The 18,536-nt window shown below is 35.7% G+C and carries 14 protein-coding genes; 6 read left to right on the top strand and 8 right to left on the bottom strand.

Annotated elements, in window-relative coordinates; genetic code table 11:
- The 7 genes from ACFOWM_RS05080 to ACFOWM_RS05050 all read right to left on the bottom strand — a co-directional run bounded on the left by ACFOWM_RS05080 (position 1) and on the right by ACFOWM_RS05050 (position 8,302).
- A complete protein-coding gene (locus tag ACFOWM_RS05080) occupies positions 1-795 on the bottom strand; it encodes an alpha/beta fold hydrolase (RefSeq protein ID WP_379707597.1) in 795 nt (264 codons plus the stop codon).
- Positions 785-1,975, bottom strand: coding sequence for an Lnb N-terminal periplasmic domain-containing protein (locus ACFOWM_RS05075; RefSeq protein WP_379707596.1), 1,191 nt, complete (start codon positions 1,973-1,975; stop codon positions 785-787). Before ACFOWM_RS05075 ends, ACFOWM_RS05080 begins: the two co-directional genes overlap by 11 nt.
- Before the next feature lie 109 nt (positions 1,976-2,084).
- A complete protein-coding gene (gene guaB, locus ACFOWM_RS05070) occupies positions 2,085-3,578 on the bottom strand; it encodes an IMP dehydrogenase (protein ID WP_379707595.1) in 1,494 nt (497 codons plus the stop codon).
- A gap of 65 nt (positions 3,579-3,643) precedes the next feature.
- On the bottom strand, positions 3,644-4,741 hold the full coding sequence (gene dprA, locus ACFOWM_RS05065) for a DNA-processing protein DprA (RefSeq protein ID WP_379707594.1): 1,098 nt from the start codon (positions 4,739-4,741) through the stop codon (positions 3,644-3,646).
- Between the two features lie 28 nt (positions 4,742-4,769).
- Positions 4,770-6,698, bottom strand: coding sequence for an OmpA family protein (locus tag ACFOWM_RS05060; protein ID WP_379707593.1), 1,929 nt, complete (start codon positions 6,696-6,698; stop codon positions 4,770-4,772).
- A gap of 90 nt (positions 6,699-6,788) precedes the next feature.
- On the bottom strand, positions 6,789-7,415 hold the full coding sequence (locus ACFOWM_RS05055; RefSeq protein ID WP_379707592.1) for a 7-carboxy-7-deazaguanine synthase QueE: 627 nt from the start codon (positions 7,413-7,415) through the stop codon (positions 6,789-6,791).
- 8 nt (positions 7,416-7,423) lie between these two features.
- Complete coding sequence (locus ACFOWM_RS05050; protein ID WP_379707591.1) at positions 7,424-8,302, bottom strand: bifunctional 5,10-methylenetetrahydrofolate dehydrogenase/5,10-methenyltetrahydrofolate cyclohydrolase; 879 nt, start codon at positions 8,300-8,302, stop codon at positions 7,424-7,426.
- 105 nt (positions 8,303-8,407) lie between these two features.
- Here ACFOWM_RS05050 and ACFOWM_RS05045 point away from each other — a divergent pair, with 105 nt between their 5' ends.
- The 6 genes from ACFOWM_RS05045 to ACFOWM_RS05020 all read left to right on the top strand — a co-directional run bounded on the left by ACFOWM_RS05045 (position 8,408) and on the right by ACFOWM_RS05020 (position 17,737).
- Entirely contained in the window at positions 8,408-9,244 is an 837-nt protein-coding gene (locus ACFOWM_RS05045; protein ID WP_379707590.1) for a hypothetical protein, read from the top strand.
- Entirely contained in the window at positions 9,241-11,322 is a 2,082-nt protein-coding gene (locus tag ACFOWM_RS05040; RefSeq protein ID WP_379707589.1) for a ComEA family DNA-binding protein, read from the top strand. The genes ACFOWM_RS05045 and ACFOWM_RS05040 overlap by 4 nt, the downstream gene beginning before the upstream one ends.
- A 143-nt stretch (positions 11,323-11,465) precedes the next feature.
- Complete coding sequence (locus tag ACFOWM_RS05035) at positions 11,466-14,672, top strand: SusC/RagA family TonB-linked outer membrane protein (RefSeq protein WP_379707588.1); 3,207 nt, start codon at positions 11,466-11,468, stop codon at positions 14,670-14,672.
- A 25-nt stretch (positions 14,673-14,697) separates the two neighbouring features.
- Positions 14,698-16,296, top strand: coding sequence for a SusD/RagB family nutrient-binding outer membrane lipoprotein (locus ACFOWM_RS05030; protein WP_379707587.1), 1,599 nt, complete (start codon positions 14,698-14,700; stop codon positions 16,294-16,296).
- Between the two features lie 134 nt (positions 16,297-16,430).
- Positions 16,431-17,354 (top strand): hypothetical protein, encoded by a 924-nt coding sequence (locus ACFOWM_RS05025; RefSeq protein WP_379707586.1) that lies wholly within the window; start codon positions 16,431-16,433, stop codon positions 17,352-17,354.
- Positions 17,355-17,425: 71 nt separating this feature from the next.
- The gene (locus ACFOWM_RS05020) at positions 17,426-17,737 is read left to right on the top strand and encodes a DUF3467 domain-containing protein (RefSeq protein ID WP_379707585.1); all 312 of its coding nucleotides are present in this window, start codon (positions 17,426-17,428) and stop codon (positions 17,735-17,737) included.
- Positions 17,738-17,789: 52 nt separating this feature from the next.
- Here the strand turns inward: ACFOWM_RS05020 and radC are convergent, their stop codons facing one another.
- Positions 17,790-18,491, bottom strand: coding sequence for a RadC family protein (gene radC, locus ACFOWM_RS05015; RefSeq protein ID WP_379707584.1), 702 nt, complete (start codon positions 18,489-18,491; stop codon positions 17,790-17,792).
- Between the last annotated feature and the right edge of the window lie 45 nt (positions 18,492-18,536).

Raw genomic sequence — 18,536 nt, 5'->3', positions numbered from 1 at the left:
TTACGCATCTTGTAAAAATTTTGCCAATATTTCATTAAATAATGCTGGCTGCTCCAACATTCCCATGTGTGCTGAGCTGTTTAGTATATGTACAAACGAAGTGTTGGGTAGATGAGATTGTTGTAAACTATCTAAAAACGGAATTGTTTTATCATGTTTTCCTATAACAAATAAAACGGGCACTTTACATTGCTGTAACACTTCTACAGTAGCTTTTCTATCAATCATAGCTAAGTAATGTGTAACTAATGTATTGGCCTCAATAGCATCACCAATGAACGTTTGTTGTATAATGGCATTTTTTGAGACTTCAATATCGTAAAAAAGATTAGGGATAGTGGTTTTTATGAAAGCAGAAGCGCCATGCGTTTGTATAAATTCAATTGATTTTTTTCTTGTGCCTATTTTTTCAGCTGTATCAGCATACGCAGTTGAATGTACTAACCCTAAGCCTAATAGTTTGTGAGGATACAGTTTAGCAAATGCTAAGCTAATATAACCTCCCATGCTATGACCAATTATAAAAGCTCGTTCAATATTTTCTGCAACTAAAATATCATTAATACTTTTTGCCATCGTATCAATAGAAATTGCTTCTTTGCTTACAATGGTAGAGGCCCCAATACCGGGTAAATTGGGGGTTATAATGGTATGATTATTTTTTAAAGTAGGTATACAATTATGCCAAACTTGATTATCTTCAGCAAAGCCATGAAGTAAGCATACAGCCGGCCCATTACCTTCTATTTGATAGCTCATGCTCCCTAAATCGGTTGTTATAATTTTATGCGACATGTTGATTGTTTTTTGGTGCAATACGGCTCCATGTTCTAAAAATTAATAACCCTACTAATGGTAAAAGTGCATTGTTGAATTGTTGCGCTACAAAAAACCAACAACACACCAATAATATTAAAAATATACTAGTGAGTAACGACCATGTTTTTACAATTTTAGATTGACTGTTCATTACAAAAGCATACACTAAAAAAAATGGCCATGCCCATAATAAATTGTAATTGTTTTTGGTCATAATATGATCAGTACCTACCCACATAAAAACCAACAAACAACCAAAAGCGCCCACAATAAAAAATAAGAGGAAATCAAAAAACTGTAAACAGCGTTGAACATATGTATTATTAATGAAATATAAAAGCACATAAAACAATAAAATACTACAAAACAAAAGCATGGGTGTAAACAAACTGCTTTCAATTTTTGTTGTACTTACTTCAAACAATTTGTTAGATGATGTTGTGAGTTTGCTATTATTAACACTGTAAACCTGATGCATTAAATTATCAGGTAAAAAAGCTTGTTGGTTGGTGGTCATTACCGCATCAGTAGGGGCACCTAACAATAAATCAATACCCAATTTGCTCCAAGGTTTGTTACCATTATCTAAGTATTGATGAATGGCGTTTCTAAAAGTGTAATTGCTAGGCATTACTGCCTTCATGTTTGGTGTAGGTTGGTGGTATTTTACAATAATATCTCTTAACCTTGTGGTACAATTATCAAAAAAGAAATCATACAAATAGTATTTATTTTCTTCTTTTATATTTTCTATCAATGCTGTTTTAATCGCTATTTTTTCGGCACTTGTGAGGTTTAAAATTTGCTCAGTAATGCTTCTGTTTTCAGCAATGTAGGCGAATTTAAAGTCGCTAAAATTTTCAACATTTACGTAATATTTTAGTTGACCTTTTACAAATTTTAAATAGAAATCTTCATCATCAAAATTGAAAGTGCCGTAATTATAAACATGGTCTGTTACACTATTGCTATCGATTACTCTTAAAGCACTGTGTCCAAATGTTGAATAGAGTTCATCACCTGGCGAACAAGTGAGTAAAGAAATTTGTATCCTACTACTATCTTGTGCTTGGGCAAGTTTAATGTTGTTTGTAAATATTAAAAAGCAACTTAACAAAAGCTTCCAATAGTTGCTGTATGATGTTACATTTTTCATATGCAACGAAATTAGTTTTTTTATAATGAAGCTGTAACTTGATTTTGGTATGAATCAAAAAAAAGCCGTTACAAATTTGTAACGACTCCTCATTTTTTACAAAACTATTTTACCTGCTGTAGTTTGGTGCTTCTTTGGTAATTGCAATATCATGTGCATGACTTTCTCTCATACCTGCATTGGTAATTTTCACAAATTGTCCGCTTGCTTGTAATGCTTTAATATCAGCAGCTCCACAATAGCCCATGCCTGCTTTTAAGCCACCCGTAAATTGATGTACTACCTCTCTTAAATTACCTTTAAATGGCACCCTGCCTTCAATACCTTCTGGTACAAACTTTTTAATATCATCTTCTACATCTTGAAAATAGCGATCGCTACTACCTTGTGCCATTGCACCTAAAGAGCCCATACCTCTATATTGTTTAAATTTACGGCCTTCGTAAATGATGGTTTCACCCGGACTTTCTTCTGTGCCTGCAAATACATTCCCCATCATTACACAAGTAGCACCTGCTGCAATGGCTTTTACCATATCGCCAGTGTAACGAATACCACCATCGCTAATGATACCTACATTTTTATTTTTTAAAGCTTTGGCTGCTTCCATTACTGCGGTAATTTGTGGTACACCAGTACCAGCAACTATACGGGTTGTGCATATTGACCCCGGGCCAATACCAACCTTTACAGCATCAGCACCAGCAGCTACTAATGCCGATGCACCAGCTGCTGTAGCTACATTACCAGCAATAACATCAACTTGTTTAAATGTTTTTTTGATGGTTTTTAAGGTATCAATCACACCTTTGGTATGGCCGTGTGCACTATCTAAACAAATTACATCCACACCTTCTTTTACCAATGCTTCTACTCTTAAAATGGTATCGTTCGTAATACCAACGCCGGCACCTACTAATAACCTTCCATGCCCATCTTTAATTGCGTTTGGATGATTTTTTAATTTCAAAATATCACCAAAAGTTACAAGGCCCACTAACTTACCAGCTTTGTTGATTACAGGTAATTTCTCAATTTTATTTTTACGGAAAATTAATTCGGCCTTTTTCAAATCTGTACCTTCTGGCGCAGTAATGAGGTTTTCTTTTGTCATAACCTCACTTACTTTTTGTTTGTTGTTAATATCAAAACGCAGATCTCTATTCGTTAAAATACCTACTAATTTATGTTGCGCATCAACAATTGGGATACCACCAATTTTATTCTCTCTCATAAGGCGTAAAGCCTCTCCAATAGTAGCATCTGGCAACAAAGTGAGAGGGTCTAATATTAAACCATTTTCACTTCGCTTTACTTTACGTACTTGCTCGGCTTGTTGCTCAATACTCATGTTTTTGTGTAAAATACCAAGGCCACCTTCTCTAGCTAAAGCAATGGCTAAATTGGCTTCCGTTACGGTGTCCATTGCTGCACTCAACATAGGTACATGAAGGGTTATGTTTTTAGTAAGCATGGTTTTAATACTTACTTCTCTTGGTAAAACTTGTGAGTAAGCTGGCATGAGTAACACATCATCAAATGTGAGTCCTTCGCCGAAAAATTTGTTGGGAATACTTTTTGTAGGAGATTTTTTTGTTGCCATGAGCAAAGATAAAGAACAAAAAGCCAATCAGCCATCACTCCCCACAAATTAATTGCTTATTCGCTTTAGCAAAGTTTATACATTTTGCCAGGCATAGATGTAATTACAGCTTGCATTTCTAACATCAGTAAAGCATTGGCAACACTACTACTGCTCAGCCCCGTTTTCAAATACAGTTGATCAATATGTATGCTTTCAACCTCGTTTAAAATGGTAACAATTTTTTGTTCGTCATCCGTTAAATCTAAAAAAAGCGAACGCTGTGATGTAGTTTTGGGAACACTTTTACCCCAGTTCATTGCATCAATAATATCTTGTGCATTTGTTATTAAGGCGGCTTTATTTTGTTTTATTAAATAGTTGCAACCGGCGCTACGTTGGTCGGTAACTTTACCAGGAAAAGCAAATACATCTTTGTTATAACCATTGGCTAATTCAGCCGTAATTAATGAACCGCCTTTTTCGCTGCTTTCAATAACCACAATGGCATCGCAAAGGCTAGCTACAATTCTGTTTCTGCTAGGAAAATTATGTCTATCAGGCAAAGTGCCACTCCTAAATTCAGTTAATAAACCGCCTTGCATCAACATATCAGCTGCTATGTTTTTGTTTTGTGCAGGGTAAATTTTATCTAATCCATGTGCTAATACACCTACTGTTTTTAAATTATTTTTAAGGGCAGCTTTATGTGCAATGGTATCAATACCAAATGCTAAGCCGCTAATGATACAAACCTCATGTGCCGCTAAATCTTGTATGAGCGTTTCGCAAATTTGTTTGCCATAATCCGAGTTAGATCTTGTGCCTACAATGCCAATCATTTTATTGTAATTCAAATCGGCATTGCCTTTATAAAATAGTAATGGTGGGGCATCGTAACTATTGAGTAAACGCTGAGGGTATGCTGCATCTGTAATAAAAAGCGGTTGAATATGTGCTTTTTCAATAAAAGCAATTTCAGCTTCAAAACTTTTAAAATCATCAAAATTAGTAATGGTGGTAGCGGCAACTTCACCAATGCCTTCTAGTAAAGCAAGTTTTCTTTTGGGGGCTTTAAATATGGCTTCAGCTGTGCCAAATGCTTCAATTAAAGTTTTGGCTCGTACATCGCCAATATGCGGTACTTGCGTAAGTGCTAGTTGGTACAGTAAATCGTTGTTCATAAGTTTCAGATGAACAATATTACAAAATTCAATTTGAAATTACCGACAAAGTAGTACGTCTATTTTGAGCTTTCCCAACTTCTGTATTGTTATTGCCTACTGGGTTGTTTTCTCCAAAACCTTTACCTGTTAATCGTTTGCCATCTATCCCTTTGCTTATTAAATAATCAATTACGGCTTGGGCTCTTTTTTGGCTGAGTACAATATTATCTGCAGGTTTACCTACATTATCAGTGTAGCCACTTATTAAAATGGTAAGGTTACTATTGTCTTTTAATAAATCAACCACTTTGTTTAATTCAGTAAATGAGGCTGTTTGTAGGGTAGATAGTTTACTTTCAAAGAAGATGTTTTTCAAGGTTATACTTGCACTTTTTTCTAAAGGTTGTAACGCAATATTTATGGTGTAAACAGAGTCCGCAATATTATTTTGTAAACTAAAATTTTCTGAATAAAAAAGGTAGCCTTTTCTATTAACACTGAAAGCGTAATTTTCGCCTTGTGGTAAAGTGGTTAAATAATTACCCTCCTCATCTGTTTGCAATGTAGATACTACCCAGCCTGCATCAATAGTGGCCAACTCCACGGTTGAGGGTAAACCGATATTTGTTTTTTTGTCGAAGATTTTACCTTTTACCCACCATGTTTTATGTGCGGTGAAAGCCTTTGGTAAATTAAAACTATATAAATCTAAACCATTGTTATTATTGGCTTTATCGCTAGCATAATAGGCAGTAATACCATCTGCTGCTACTACCAATGAGCCTTCATCATCGATTGTATTTATGGGGTAACCTAAATTTTGTGGCGTTTGCCATGTGCCATTTTGATTTTTATGTGTTACAAATAAATCACTTTGTCCGTACCCTTGGTGCCCATTGCTATTAAAATATAAGGTTTGGTTGTCAGCATGCATAAATGCACAACCATCATCACCACTAGTGTTTACAGTAGGCCCGAGGTTTTCTGGTGAGCTCCAACTACCGTTAGCATTGCGATGCGATACCCAAATATCTGAACCTCCAAAACCTCCTGGTCGTGTACTTGAAAAATACAAATCACGTTTATCGGGTGATAGTGATGGTGCACTTTCCCATGCATTGGTATTAATGTTACTGCCTAAATTAACAGCTTCACTCCAAGTGCCATTTTTATTTTTGTAAGAAATATACAAATCACAACTACCATAACCTTCAGGATAATTGCAGCCTGTAAAAATGAGCCACTCACCATCTTGTGAAATATTTTGTGCACCCTCATTAAGATTGGTGTTTAACTTGCCTGCAACTGGCAGTGCATTTTGCCAAACACCGTTTACTTTTATACTTTCATAAAAATCTTCGTCGCCATTAATACGCCTGTTAAAAATCATTTTATTACCATCAACTGTTATTGATGGTAAATATTCTAATGCTCCAGAGTTAATGCTATCGCCCATATTTATGGGGTTAAAGGTGTAACCATCATTTTGGTGAGCAGCGGCAAACTGTAGTGCAAATTCAAAACTTTTTTTTCTGGTATTACCGGCTTTTTTATTTTGCTCATTTAAGTTAGGTATTGCTAAAAATTTATTGGTAAATGCCAATGCTTTTTCAAATTGACCATTACCTGCTAACACTATCGCATACGATAGATAATATTCACGGGCATATACCGTATCTTTTTGTATTGCTGCTTCATAATCACCAACAGCGGCCTTGTAATTTTTAATAATGGTGTAAACGCTTGCACGGGCATAGTAAGCATCTAAATACTGCGGATCAATTTTTATGGCTTCAGATACATGGGTAATACTTTCATTGTACTTGCCTTCAATAGCTTCTTGGTAAGCTTTTTCAAATATAGTAGCGGCTTTTTTATTAACCTTATCTGGGTTATACCATTGTGCTTGCGTAACCAAAGGCAAAGTAAAAATGAATATATAGAATGTAAAGGAAAGTCTTATACAGCGATTCATGTATGCACATTTAAATATTATTTGAAGATAAATTTTAAATGCTATAAAAAGGTTGAAAGGGGCTGATAAGATTTTCTTAAATAACAAATATTAAGGAACGTTAATGTATTTATGTACTTGTAACGATAATTGCCATTGTGGATTGTTTTTAATGTAATCCACAATTAAAGGTGTAATGGTAGCAGCTTTGCTCCACTCTGGCTGTAAATATAATTTACAATGGTCTTTTACTTGTGCAGCATATGTTTCCGCCCACTCAAAATCAGATTTATTAAAAATCACCATTTTTAATTCGTTGGCAAATGGTACTACTTCTGGTAAAGGTGCTTTAAATTTTTTGGGCGATAAACATATCCAACTCCAATGCCCTGATAAAGGCGATGAACCCGATGTTTCAATATTAGTTTCTAGTCCGGCATGTTGTAGTGCACTCGTGAGTACATCAAGAGAGTGTAACAATGGTTCACCTCCTGTTATTACAACTAATTTAGCAGGTGTTGCAGTTACTGCGGCAACAAGGTTTTCAATGCTCATTTGTGGGTGTTTGCTAGCATCCCAACTATCTTTAACATCACACCAAACACACCCCACATCACAACCACCCAACCTAATAAAATACGCTGCACGGCCTTGGTGAAAACCTTCTCCTTGTATGGTGTAAAAGTGTTCCATTACGGGTAAGGTAGTGCTGGTTAAAATATCATCTGTCATCAACATAAAAATAATTATTGTGCTGCCAATTTAGCTGCCGTTAAGGTATTGGTTAACAGTGCAGCAATTGTCATTAAGCCCACACCACCCGGTACTGGGGTAATAAAACTTGCTTTCGGTGCTACTGCATCAAAATCAACATCGCCCTTTATTGCAAAGCCTGTTTTTTTAGAACTGTCGGCAACTCTTGTAATACCAACATCTATAATAATGGCCCCTTCTTTTACCATATCTGCTTTTAAAAAGCCGGGTATACCAAGTGCTGCAATAACTATATCTGCCTCTTTACAAATGGCTTTGAGGTTTTGTGTTTTGCTATGGCATAATGTAACTGTACAATTGCCGGGGTTGGTAGCCTGACTTAATAAAATGCTCATAGGGCGGCCCACAATATTACTTCTACCAATAACCACCGCATGTTTACCTACCGTATCAATTCCATAATGTTTCAACATCAACATAATTCCATAAGGCGTTGCTGGTATAAAACTAGCATTACCCAATACCATGTTGCCAATGCTTATGGGGTGAAACCCATCAACATCTTTTAAGGGGTTAATAAGGTTAATAATTTGTTGTTCATTAATATGTTTTGGTAATGGTAATTGTACCAATATACCATGTACTGCTGTATCGTTATTTAATTGAACTATAGCTGCTTCAATGGCTGCTTGCGAAGCATCACCATCAAACCTTATAAGGGTACTTTTAAAGCCTACATCTGCACAATTTTTTATTTTACTAGCAACATAAGTTTCACTAGCGCCATCGTTTCCTATTAAAATTGCAGCTAAATGAGGCGTTATGCCTGTATTATTTTTATGTAAAATTGTATCGGCTGTAATTTGTGTTTTTACAGCTTCAGCTACTATTTTACCGCTTAAAATTTCCATGCTGCAAAAGTATAAAACTATCACCACTTATGATAAGGCTTTTAAGCTGTTTATGTTTCAGTAAATTGATATAACTTGGTGTTTATAAAAATAACAAAAATAGCTTTGAGAAAATTTTTACATGCAATTGTAGCTTTATTGATTTTTACATGTCTTCATTTTGTGGCGGCTGCACAATCGTTGCGCTACAGTGTTAGTATGCCTTACATTGGTTTGGGTGCCTACACCACAAAACAAAATGATGCTTTTTCGTTTACAAGTAACCAAGCTGCATTAGCGCAAACAAAAGCTGCCAGTGTAGGGGTTTACGGTGAGCGTAGGTTTTTGTTGGCAGATAATAGTGTTTACGGATTAGCCTTAGCCATCCCAACAAGTTTAGGCAACTTCGGTATACAAGCCAATTATGCTGGGTTTGCCAATTTTAATGAACAAAAAGTTGGTGTAGCTTACGGTCGTTCATTAGGTAGTAAACTTGATATTGGTGTGCAATTTAATTACTATGGCTATCGCATACCTACTTACAACAGCGCTAGTGCTGTAAATTTTGAGGCAGGGGCTATTATGCATGTTTCTGAAAAACTAAACGTTGGGGTACATGTATACAACCCAGTTGGAGGTAATTTAGGAAAATCAGGTAACGAAAAAATTGCTTCTGCCTATAAGTTTGGCGTAGGGTATGATGTATCTGACAATTTTTATTTTAGTACCGAAATTATAAAGGAAGAAGACCAACCAGTAAATGTTACCGGAGGTTTTCAATATCGCTTTAAAAAACAATTTTTTGCCAAAGCTGGTTTTAGGAGTGATAATAATACAGGTTATGCTGGTATTGGTTTTCAGTATGATGCTATACGTATAGATGTAGCCGCAAGTTACCACCAGCAACTCGGTGTGTCGCCGGGTGTTTTGCTCATTTATAACTTTAAAGAAGCGAAAAAATGAGGAAATTAATTTTTGTGGGATGTTGGCTATTGTGTTGCCAATGCGTATGGGCACAAGTGCCTGAACCTGAAAAGCAAACAACAGTTCCCAATACTACGGTGGAGCAACAGCTTGAAAACATAACTGAAAATAGTGCAGATGTTGAAACAGAAGATGACTCGTACCAACAAGAAATGTTGCAATACCAAAAAAATCCTATCAACCTCAATTACGCCAATGCTGCTCAGTTAAATGCTTTGCGGTTGTTAACGCCTATTCAAATACAAAACTTAATTAGTTATCGTAACTACTTTGGTAAACTTATCAATATTTATGAGTTACAAGCTATACCTACTTGGGATGTAGCTACCATACAACGCCTGAGGCCTTATGTGTCAGTAAATAGCAATGTTGATTTATTAAATTCATTGGGCGATCGACTCAAATTGGGCGATCATACATTGCTTTTAAGAGCAACCCAAGTACTTGAAAAATCGGCTGGTTATTTAGTAGATCCTGCATCGGGTAAAAGTTTTTACCCTGGTTCGCAACAGCGACTATTTGTAAGGTATCGTTACAACTACAAAAATTTATTGCAGTATGGTGTTGTAGGTGAAAAAGATGCTGGAGAACAATTTTTTAAAGGCAACCAAAAAGCAGGGTTCGATTTTTATTCAGCACACTTTTTTGCTCGTAATATCGGCATCATAAAATCATTAGCTATTGGCGATTACACCGTAAACATGGGGCAGGGGCTAACGCAATGGATGAGTTTGGCCTTCAAAAAAAGTCCGGATGTGGTTGCTACCAAACGACAAGCAGATGTACTACGACCTTACAACTCAGCAGGGGAAATCAATTTTCATCGTGGTTTAGGCATTACCCTAGCTAAAAATAATTGGGAAGCTACTGTTTTTGGATCATACAGAAAGGTTGATGCTAATTTTTCTGCTGGCGATACTACGAATGCTGATGACGATATAATTACCTCATTACAAACCTCTGGCTTTCATAGAACAAAAAGTGAAGTGGCAGATAAAGGTGTGCAAACACAAATTGCTTTTGGGGGTAATTTGGCTTACCAATTTAAAGGACTGCATATAGGTTTAAATGCCATACAATATCATTTAAAACTCCCTTTACAAAAGCAAGCAGAACCCTATAATTTATACGCATTATCTGGCAGTAACTTTGGTAACTATAGCGTTGATTACAGCTACACTTATAAAAATCTTCATTTTTTTGGCGAAGCAGCCACATCTAATAAAAAATACATTGCAACGGTTAATGGTTTATTGATAAGTGCAGCATCAAATGTTGATTTAAGTTTTGTTTACCGTAATATTTCAAAAGGGTATCAATCGCTATATACCAATGCTTTTACGGAGAGCTCGTTGCCAAATAACGAAAAAGGTTTCTTTTCTGGCATCACCATTCGCCCATCAGGTGCTTGGCGTATTGATGCCTATGCAGATTTTTATAAGTTTCCTTGGTTACGCTTTAGGGTTGATGCACCATCTACGGGCAATGATTACTTAGCTCAACTTACGTACAAGCCCAATAAAGTATTTGAAATATATACCAGGTTTAAGTCTGAACGCAAATCAATCAACTTTAATCCAGATGACGTAACGTTGAACCCTGTAGTTCCACAACCTAAACAAAATTGGCGAACCCAATTTTCATACAAAATCAACCCCAGCTTCACCTTTAGAAGTAGGGTAGAGCATGTGTGGTTTGATAAAAAAGGGGTTGCTACCGAAAAAGGGTTTTTGTTGTATACCGATTTTATTTTTAACCCTGTAATGAAACCATTTTCTGCCAATGTACGGTTACAATATTTTGAAACCGATGGGTACAATAGCAGGTTGTATGCCTATGAAAATGATGTATTGTATGGTTATTCCATACCTGTTTTTTCTGGAAAAGGGTATCGCTACTATTTGAATATCAATTATGATGTAACTAAAAAACTCACTGTTTGGGGGCGTATAGCACAGTTTTATTATCCTGATCAAAGCACTGTGGGCTCTGGTTTAGACCTTATAAAACAAAACCATCGAACAGAAGTAAAATTGCAGGCATTATATAAATTTTAACTTTTTTAAAAATTATGCAGCGTAACCAGTTCTTACGCTGTCATATTGTAGTTAAGTATTTATTAATTTTTTTAATTAACAATTTCTTTACGTTTAAAATTTATCCTTATTTTTACATTTCATTAAACCTTAATTTTTTGCTCATGACAAGAATTTTATCACTGTTTGTGATGTTTATGCTCTTTGGAGTGTTGGCATTCGCACAAAACCGAGTGGTGACCGGAACAGTTACGGATGAGAAGGGTTTACCAGTTGAAGCCGCATCCGTAAGGGTAGTAGGTACTAACGCTGGTACAGCTACAGATCAAAACGGAAATTTCCGTTTAGCAAACGTTGCTCCTAACGCTACGCTTAAGATTTCAAGCGTTGGTATTGCAACTAAAGATGTTAATTCAGGCTCATCTACAAGTTTAGTAATTTCAGTAACAAGAAATGGTGCCGCAGGTACTGACCTTAACTTGGTAACAGTTGGTGCACTTGGTTTGAAAACTACTGCGAAGTCAAATGGTACTTCTAGGGCTTCAGTAAGTCAAACACAATTAACCAATGGTCGTCCAGTAAACGTTGCGCAAGCACTTTCTGGTAAAGTATCAGGTTTATCAATTCAAAATAACTCTTCATCTGTAAATGGTGCTCCACGTATCGTTATTCGTGGTTTACGTTCAATTACAGGTAATAATACCGCATTAATCGTTTTAGATGGTGTGGCAGTTCCTGCTAACACAATCAACATTATTAACCCGAACGATATTGAAAGGATTGACGTATTAAAAGGTGGTCAATCTGCAACTTTATTCGGTTCTGATGGTGTAAATGGTGCAATTGTTATTACTACTAAGAAAGGTAACAGAAAACCAGAAGTTACATTTACAAATACAATCAACGTTGAAAGTTTAGCTTACTTACCAAGAACACAACATGGTTTTGGTTCGGGTTCAGCTTACGGTGCTAACAACAATGAAAACTTCCACCCAGCTGAAAACCAACAATATGGTCCAGCTTACGATGGTTCAATTCGTCCTTTAGGTCGTACAGTACAAGATGGTTCTATTCAATTATTACCTTATTCTGATATCGCTGATATCCGTAAAAGAGTTTGGGACCAAGGTTATACTCGTCAATCAGATATCTCTTACAGAGCTGGTGGTGATGGATCTTCTTTCTTCTTGTCTTACCAAAATTTAAACACTACAGGTATTGTAGGTGGCGATAAGTACGAAAGAAATAACTTAAGAATGAATGCAAGCAAAACATATAATAAAATCAGTATTTCTTATGATGCATCTTACTCTTTTGATAATGCTAAAAGAACAAATTCTGACTTTTATTTCTTTGCTTTAAACTCAGCAAGTTGGGTACCATTTGATCGTTATAAGGATTGGAAAAACGATAAATTCTCAACGCCTAATGGTTATTACAATGATTATTACAACAACCCTTATTGGGAAAGAGATAACAATCGTTTCAATACAAAGTCTTATATATTTAATGGTAACTTTAAGTTAGATTACAAAGCTACTAGTGATTTAACTTTTACAGGTAGAGTTGCTATTGCACAAACGAATACAACACAAACTACTACTTCAAACAACTATACTTACTCTAACTGGGCAAGAACGGGTGGTTTTGTTAACTATTATAACAATGATTATGACCGTTTCTTAACAGGTTTGGGTAAATTTGTGGCTCGTTCTACACCAATTCCAGGTGGTAATGGTGAATCTCAAGCAACTGGTAGCCGTTTAGTATTTGATGGTTTCGGTGTGTATGACAAAAAATTCAACAACTACTCTTTAAGAGTTTTGGCTGGAACTCAAGCAGTAGTTGGACGTACAAAAAATATTGCTTTATCAACTGCAAGCCTTGGTTTTTCTGATTTATATAATTTAACAAACAGTGGTACTGGTTTAACTCCAGGTGGTAACAGTGAATCACAAAGTAGAAAAATTGGAGGTTTTGTAGATGTAACGGGTGGGTTTAAAGATATTGTTTATTTACATGGATCTTATAGAACTGATTTTAGTTCTTTGTATTATGCACCATCTATTGGTTATAATAAACCATATTTTTCTACCTATGGTGGAGATATTGCGTTCAACGTTTCAGAATTGATTCCATCAATCAAAAACAAAGAATCAAAAATAGTTGATTATATCAAAATTAGAGCTGCCTACAACGTAAACGGTAACGATAATATTGCTGCTTATCAGTTGCAACAAATTTACCCTAATGCTGGTGGTTTCCCTTATGCAGGTTTATTGGGTAGTACTGTTGGTAATACGTTGATTAGTCCAGTCTTAAAACCCGAAGAAATTAAGTCTAAAGAAGTAGGTGCTGAATTGTCATTATTTGAAAATCGTTTAGTTTTAGAAGGTTCTATTTACCAACAAAAAGCTAATGACCAATCTTTAACTGTTGCAATTTCACCAGCTTCTGGCTTTAGCTCATACAGATTAAATGCAGCAAATGTAACGAACAAAGGTTATGAAGCTGATATCAAAGCAATCGTTTACAGAACGAAAGATTTATCAATTAATGTTTCTGCTAACTATTCTAATAACACAAACGTAGTTGATCAATTATTTGGTGCAACTGGTTTAAGAAGTTTCGAATACCAAGCTCCAGATGATAGAGCAAGTTTGAACGCTACTGTAGGTCAAACATTCCCTTACTTAAGAACTACTGCATTCCAAAGAGATGCTCAAGGTAGAGTAATTGTTGATGCTAACGATGGTTGGCCTTTAAGAACTGATGGTCGTGTAAACCAAGGTACAACTTTACCTCGTCACAACTTAGGTGTTGGTTTAAATATTCGTTACAAAAACATTTCATTCGTAGCGAACGCAGAGTACAGAGGTGGTGCATTATTGTATCATGATTTGGGTACTGATATGGCTTTCACTGGTTCTGGCGCAATTACAGCTATTTACAATCGTCAACAATTTATCTGGCCTAATTCAGTAGTTGATGATGGTACTGGTAAGTTAGTTCCAAACACAAACGTGGCAGTTGATAGCTACAAAGCAATTTACCAAGGTTATGGTGATGCTGGTTTCTCAAGAGGTTTATCAGGTGTTGGTGAAGCATTTGTTACTTCAGCTGATTTCTGGAAGTTAAGAGACGTTTCAATTTCTTACGATTTCCCACAATCAATTTTAGGTGGTCGTAAAATCATCAAAGATGCAAGTTTCAGTGTTTGGGGTCGTAATTTAATTACATTATTACCTAAAGATAACTGGTATACTGACCCTGAATTATCAAATACTTCTGGTAACTCTCAAGGTATTAACACTACTTTAAACACACCTCCAGTACGTCAAATGGGTGCAACACTTAAATTAGTATTTTAATTAATACATCTAAAAAAAATTAAATATGAAAAAATTTAAAATAGGATTAGCATCTACAGTACTTGCGCTTGTTGCCCTTACAGGTTGTAAGAAGTTTGTAGATGTAAATAACGATCCAAACAATAACCTTGTTCCAAAAGTTGATTTAATTATGACGGGGGCACTTGGTACAACTTACCGTAACCAAGCAAGTACCAACGTAACAATTGTTCCAGGAACATGGACGGGTATTTACGCTCACAGCACCAGCTTTACAGGTGGTGGTAATGATAAAACTTACGAGTACACATCAGCTGATTATAATGCTTTTAGTGGTTTGTTCGATAACTTAGCTGATTACGATTATGTAATTAAAAATGCAGATGCTTCAGGTTTTTCTTATTGGAAAGAACCAGCTGATGTAATGCAGTGTTATGTATTCCAACAACTAGTGGATATGTATGGTGATGTGCCTTATACAGATGCTTTCAAAGGTGTAAGTAACATTACTCCAAAATACACGAACCAACAAACTATATATGAAGATTTAGTTGATCGTTTAGATAGCTCGATGGACAGAATGGCTCGTAAAACATGGCCTACTTCTACTGATTTTACATCACAGGATATTATGTTTGCGCTAAACAAAACTAGTTGGATACAGTTTGCGAACACAGTGAAATTAAGAATCCTTATGCGTCAAAGCATGATGGGTGGTACAAGAGATGCTTACATTCAACAAAAATTTGCAACCCGTGCTGCCAATGGTTTCTTAACATCAAATGTTTTAATTCAACCTGGTTACCAAAACATAAGTGGAAAATTGAACCCTTTCTACGCTAACTTTGGTTACAATGAAGTTAACAACGTACAAAGTAACTATCAATATCGTAAAATGAATGCGGTAGTCATCAATTACTTAAAAACTGGTACTGGTGCTGCTGATACTTTCCGTTTACAAGGTTTAGCTTACCCATCAGGTTCTACTTTTACTGGTAATGCTGCTGCAACTTCAATCACTGGTACGGGTGCAACAGTCGCTTCTTATGTAGGTGTTCCATTAGGAGCAGGTTCTGGTTTTGCAACCGCATCTTGCAGTCCTATCGGTGCTTTCCAAGTACAAGTAGGTTTTGGTACAAGGGCAGGTATGTTAATGTTAGCTGCTGAGTCTTACTTCTTACAAGCAGAGTATGCTGCTAAGTATAATACTACCGTAAATGGTGCATCCGCACAAACTTTATATGAAACTGGTATTCGTTCTCATTTCAGAACAGTGGCAGCGCCTTCAACAGCAGGTACTGCTGCAAATGCTGTAGCTGACGGTTTCTGCGATAGATATTTGTTGCGTCCTGCAGTTGCTTTTGCTAGCTTTACTACAGCTGATGCACGTCGTTCTGCTATTTTAAGACAAAAATGGTTGTCATTAACACATATCAATGGTTTAGAACAATGGGCTGAATACAGAAAAGTTTCTGGTCAATCAGTAGTAACAATGGTTCCTGCAAGTGTGAGAACTACTGCATCTACTTCTAACCCTGAGCCAGTTCGTTATGTATACCCTCAAACTGAGTTTGATAACAATTCATTGAATGTTCCACAAAATATCAATCGTTTTACAACTAAATTATTCTGGGACGTTAACTAAGTCATCACCTATAAATAAAAAAGTATATGAAATTTATAAAATATAGTTTATTCATCGCAATGATTGCCACTTTTAGCTCTTGCTTAAAGTCTAAATCAGATGTAGGTGGATTACTAAATGATAAAGGGTCAATTTTGACTACTATCTCAGAAAAAGCATATATCAATACCGATGCACAAAACATCGGCGCTGGATATGATCATACTGTAGCGAACTTTAATTTTACTAAAAGACCAACTGAATCAGTGAAGTTTTTTACTTTGAAAATCGCTCAAGCTCGTGAAACTAAGCTAAATGGTCCATTAGTATTAAAAGTTACTATGACCAATTTACCAGGTTTCTCACCATTACCTGCAAATGCAATTACTGTAACTGATATTACAGTGCCTGCATCTACAGATCCATTAATAGTTTTCCCTGTATTCTTTACAGTTAACAAAGCTGCTTTAAACGTTAATGATGATTATGCAGTTAATTTTAAATTAACAAGTGCAAATCAAGGTGCTATATCATCTTTTGACAGTGATATTGATGTTTGGATTAATTATTCTGATTTTAACTTCAACTTAACTTCAACTTTCAATGCATCTGATATCACTGCTAATTACACTTACAAAAGTTCAGTAGTTGATCCAGCAAACCAATTTGGTATTAACAACTTAAAAACGGAGTATCTTATGGAAATAACTCCTAATGTAGTTGAATATGCTGATCAGTATGTATATGCTTTAGCAGGGGCAGTAAACCCTAACTTAGAAGTTAACAACCTAGTAACTGGTGCACGTACTGCTCTTTTCAGACCACGTTTTACATTAAACGCTACTGGTCAAGTAACTGCTGTTACTCAAAGTACATTGTCTGCGCCATCTACCGCAATTACGAACTTAGCATTAGATCCTACTGGTGTCAATGCTTTCGTTTACACATCTAACAACAATCGTACGCTTAAAGTGAAGTATACTTTCACTTTAACAACTACAATTAATGGTGTTGTAACACCAAGAACTGTAAGAGTTTCTGAAGAGTTTAGTTACGATCCTGATCAAATTTATTTTTAATTTGAAATAATTATTTAAAAGCTGCACGTTAAAACGTGCAGCTTTTTTTTGTCTAATTTTAAATACAAACAATGTCTGATAAAAATCAACCCAATCAAATAAATATCGAAATTTCAGAGGATATGTCTGAGGGTACTTACGTTAACTTGGCTATTATTACACACAGCCATGCTGAGTTTGTATTCGACTATATCAATGTAATGCCTGGTGCGCCGAAAAGCAAAGTAAAAAGCCGTTTGATTATGACCCCTTTTCATGCAAAGCGCTTTATGAAAGCTATTGTGGAAAATGTACAAAAATTTGAAGCAGTAAACGGTACCATCCAAGATTTAGAAGCTATTGAAATACCTTTTAATTTCGGAGGCCCAGCTGGTCAAGCTTAACAAATGCTTTTAATATTTTTATAAACTGATTTCATCTATGAAATCAGTTTTTTTATATCAACCCTTCATCTGCAAAACTGTAATAACCCTCATCACTTACAATGATATGGTCGAGTACTTTTATATCTAAAAAACTGGCAGCATGTTTTATTTTCTGCGTAATATCATGGTCAGCCTTACTTGGTGTTAAATTACCAGAGGGGTGATTGTGGCATAGTATTAAATTGGTAGCACTTTCTTCAATGGCATGTCGTAGTATTACCCGAGGGTCAGCAACAGTACCTGTAATGCCACCACTACTTATTATCTTAAAAGCTTTTACTTTATTGGCTTGGTTTAAAAATAGTACGGCAAATACTTCATGTAACTTATCTTTTAATTGGTAACTCAAATACTTAGCTACATCAGCACTACTTTTAAACTGTATTTTATTGATAATATCACCAGCATTACGCCTATTGCCTAACTCCAATGCCGCAGCAATACGTACCGCTTTAGCAATACCAATGCCTTTAATTTTTTGTAAATCTGCTAAGGTTAATTTGCCTAATAAATCTAGTTCATCGTTACACAACTTCAAAATGTCTTTGGCCAAATCAAGTGCAGATTTTTCTGTATTGCCATTATTGATGATGATAGCTAATAGTTCCGAATTACTTAATTTATCAGCACCTAATTGTTCTAATTTCTCTCTAGGCCTGTCATCAATAGCCCAATTTTTAATGGTGGTATTTTTGTTAGAAGATTTTTCCATAGGGTATAAATTAATAACACAAACTAAGTGTATTTTCGCAGCATA

It is taken from the genome of Ferruginibacter yonginensis (assembly GCF_042651465.1).
GTDB classification, from domain to species: domain Bacteria; phylum Bacteroidota; class Bacteroidia; order Chitinophagales; family Chitinophagaceae; genus Ferruginibacter; species Ferruginibacter yonginensis.
This window is presented reverse-complemented; position numbering and strand designations above follow the sequence as displayed.

Coding starts and splice junctions, on each gene's coding strand:
- ACFOWM_RS05040 (WP_379707589.1), top strand. CDS start 9,241: ATGAGGAAATTAATTTTTGTGGGATGTTGGCTATTGTGTTGCCAATGC.
- ACFOWM_RS05080 (WP_379707597.1), bottom strand. CDS start 795: ATGTCGCATAAAATTATAACAACCGATTTAGGGAGCATGAGCTATCAA.
- dprA (WP_379707594.1), bottom strand. CDS start 4,741: ATGAACAACGATTTACTGTACCAACTAGCACTTACGCAAGTACCGCAT.
- radC (WP_379707584.1), bottom strand. CDS start 18,491: ATGGAAAAATCTTCTAACAAAAATACCACCATTAAAAATTGGGCTATT.
- ACFOWM_RS05050 (WP_379707591.1), bottom strand. CDS start 8,302: ATGGAAATTTTAAGCGGTAAAATAGTAGCTGAAGCTGTAAAAACACAA.
- ACFOWM_RS05055 (WP_379707592.1), bottom strand. CDS start 7,415: ATGTTGATGACAGATGATATTTTAACCAGCACTACCTTACCCGTAATG.
- ACFOWM_RS05060 (WP_379707593.1), bottom strand. CDS start 6,698: ATGAATCGCTGTATAAGACTTTCCTTTACATTCTATATATTCATTTTT.
- ACFOWM_RS05020 (WP_379707585.1), top strand. CDS start 17,426: ATGTCTGATAAAAATCAACCCAATCAAATAAATATCGAAATTTCAGAG.
- ACFOWM_RS05035 (WP_379707588.1), top strand. CDS start 11,466: ATGACAAGAATTTTATCACTGTTTGTGATGTTTATGCTCTTTGGAGTG.
- ACFOWM_RS05075 (WP_379707596.1), bottom strand. CDS start 1,975: ATGAAAAATGTAACATCATACAGCAACTATTGGAAGCTTTTGTTAAGT.
- ACFOWM_RS05030 (WP_379707587.1), top strand. CDS start 14,698: ATGAAAAAATTTAAAATAGGATTAGCATCTACAGTACTTGCGCTTGTT.
- guaB (WP_379707595.1), bottom strand. CDS start 3,578: ATGGCAACAAAAAAATCTCCTACAAAAAGTATTCCCAACAAATTTTTC.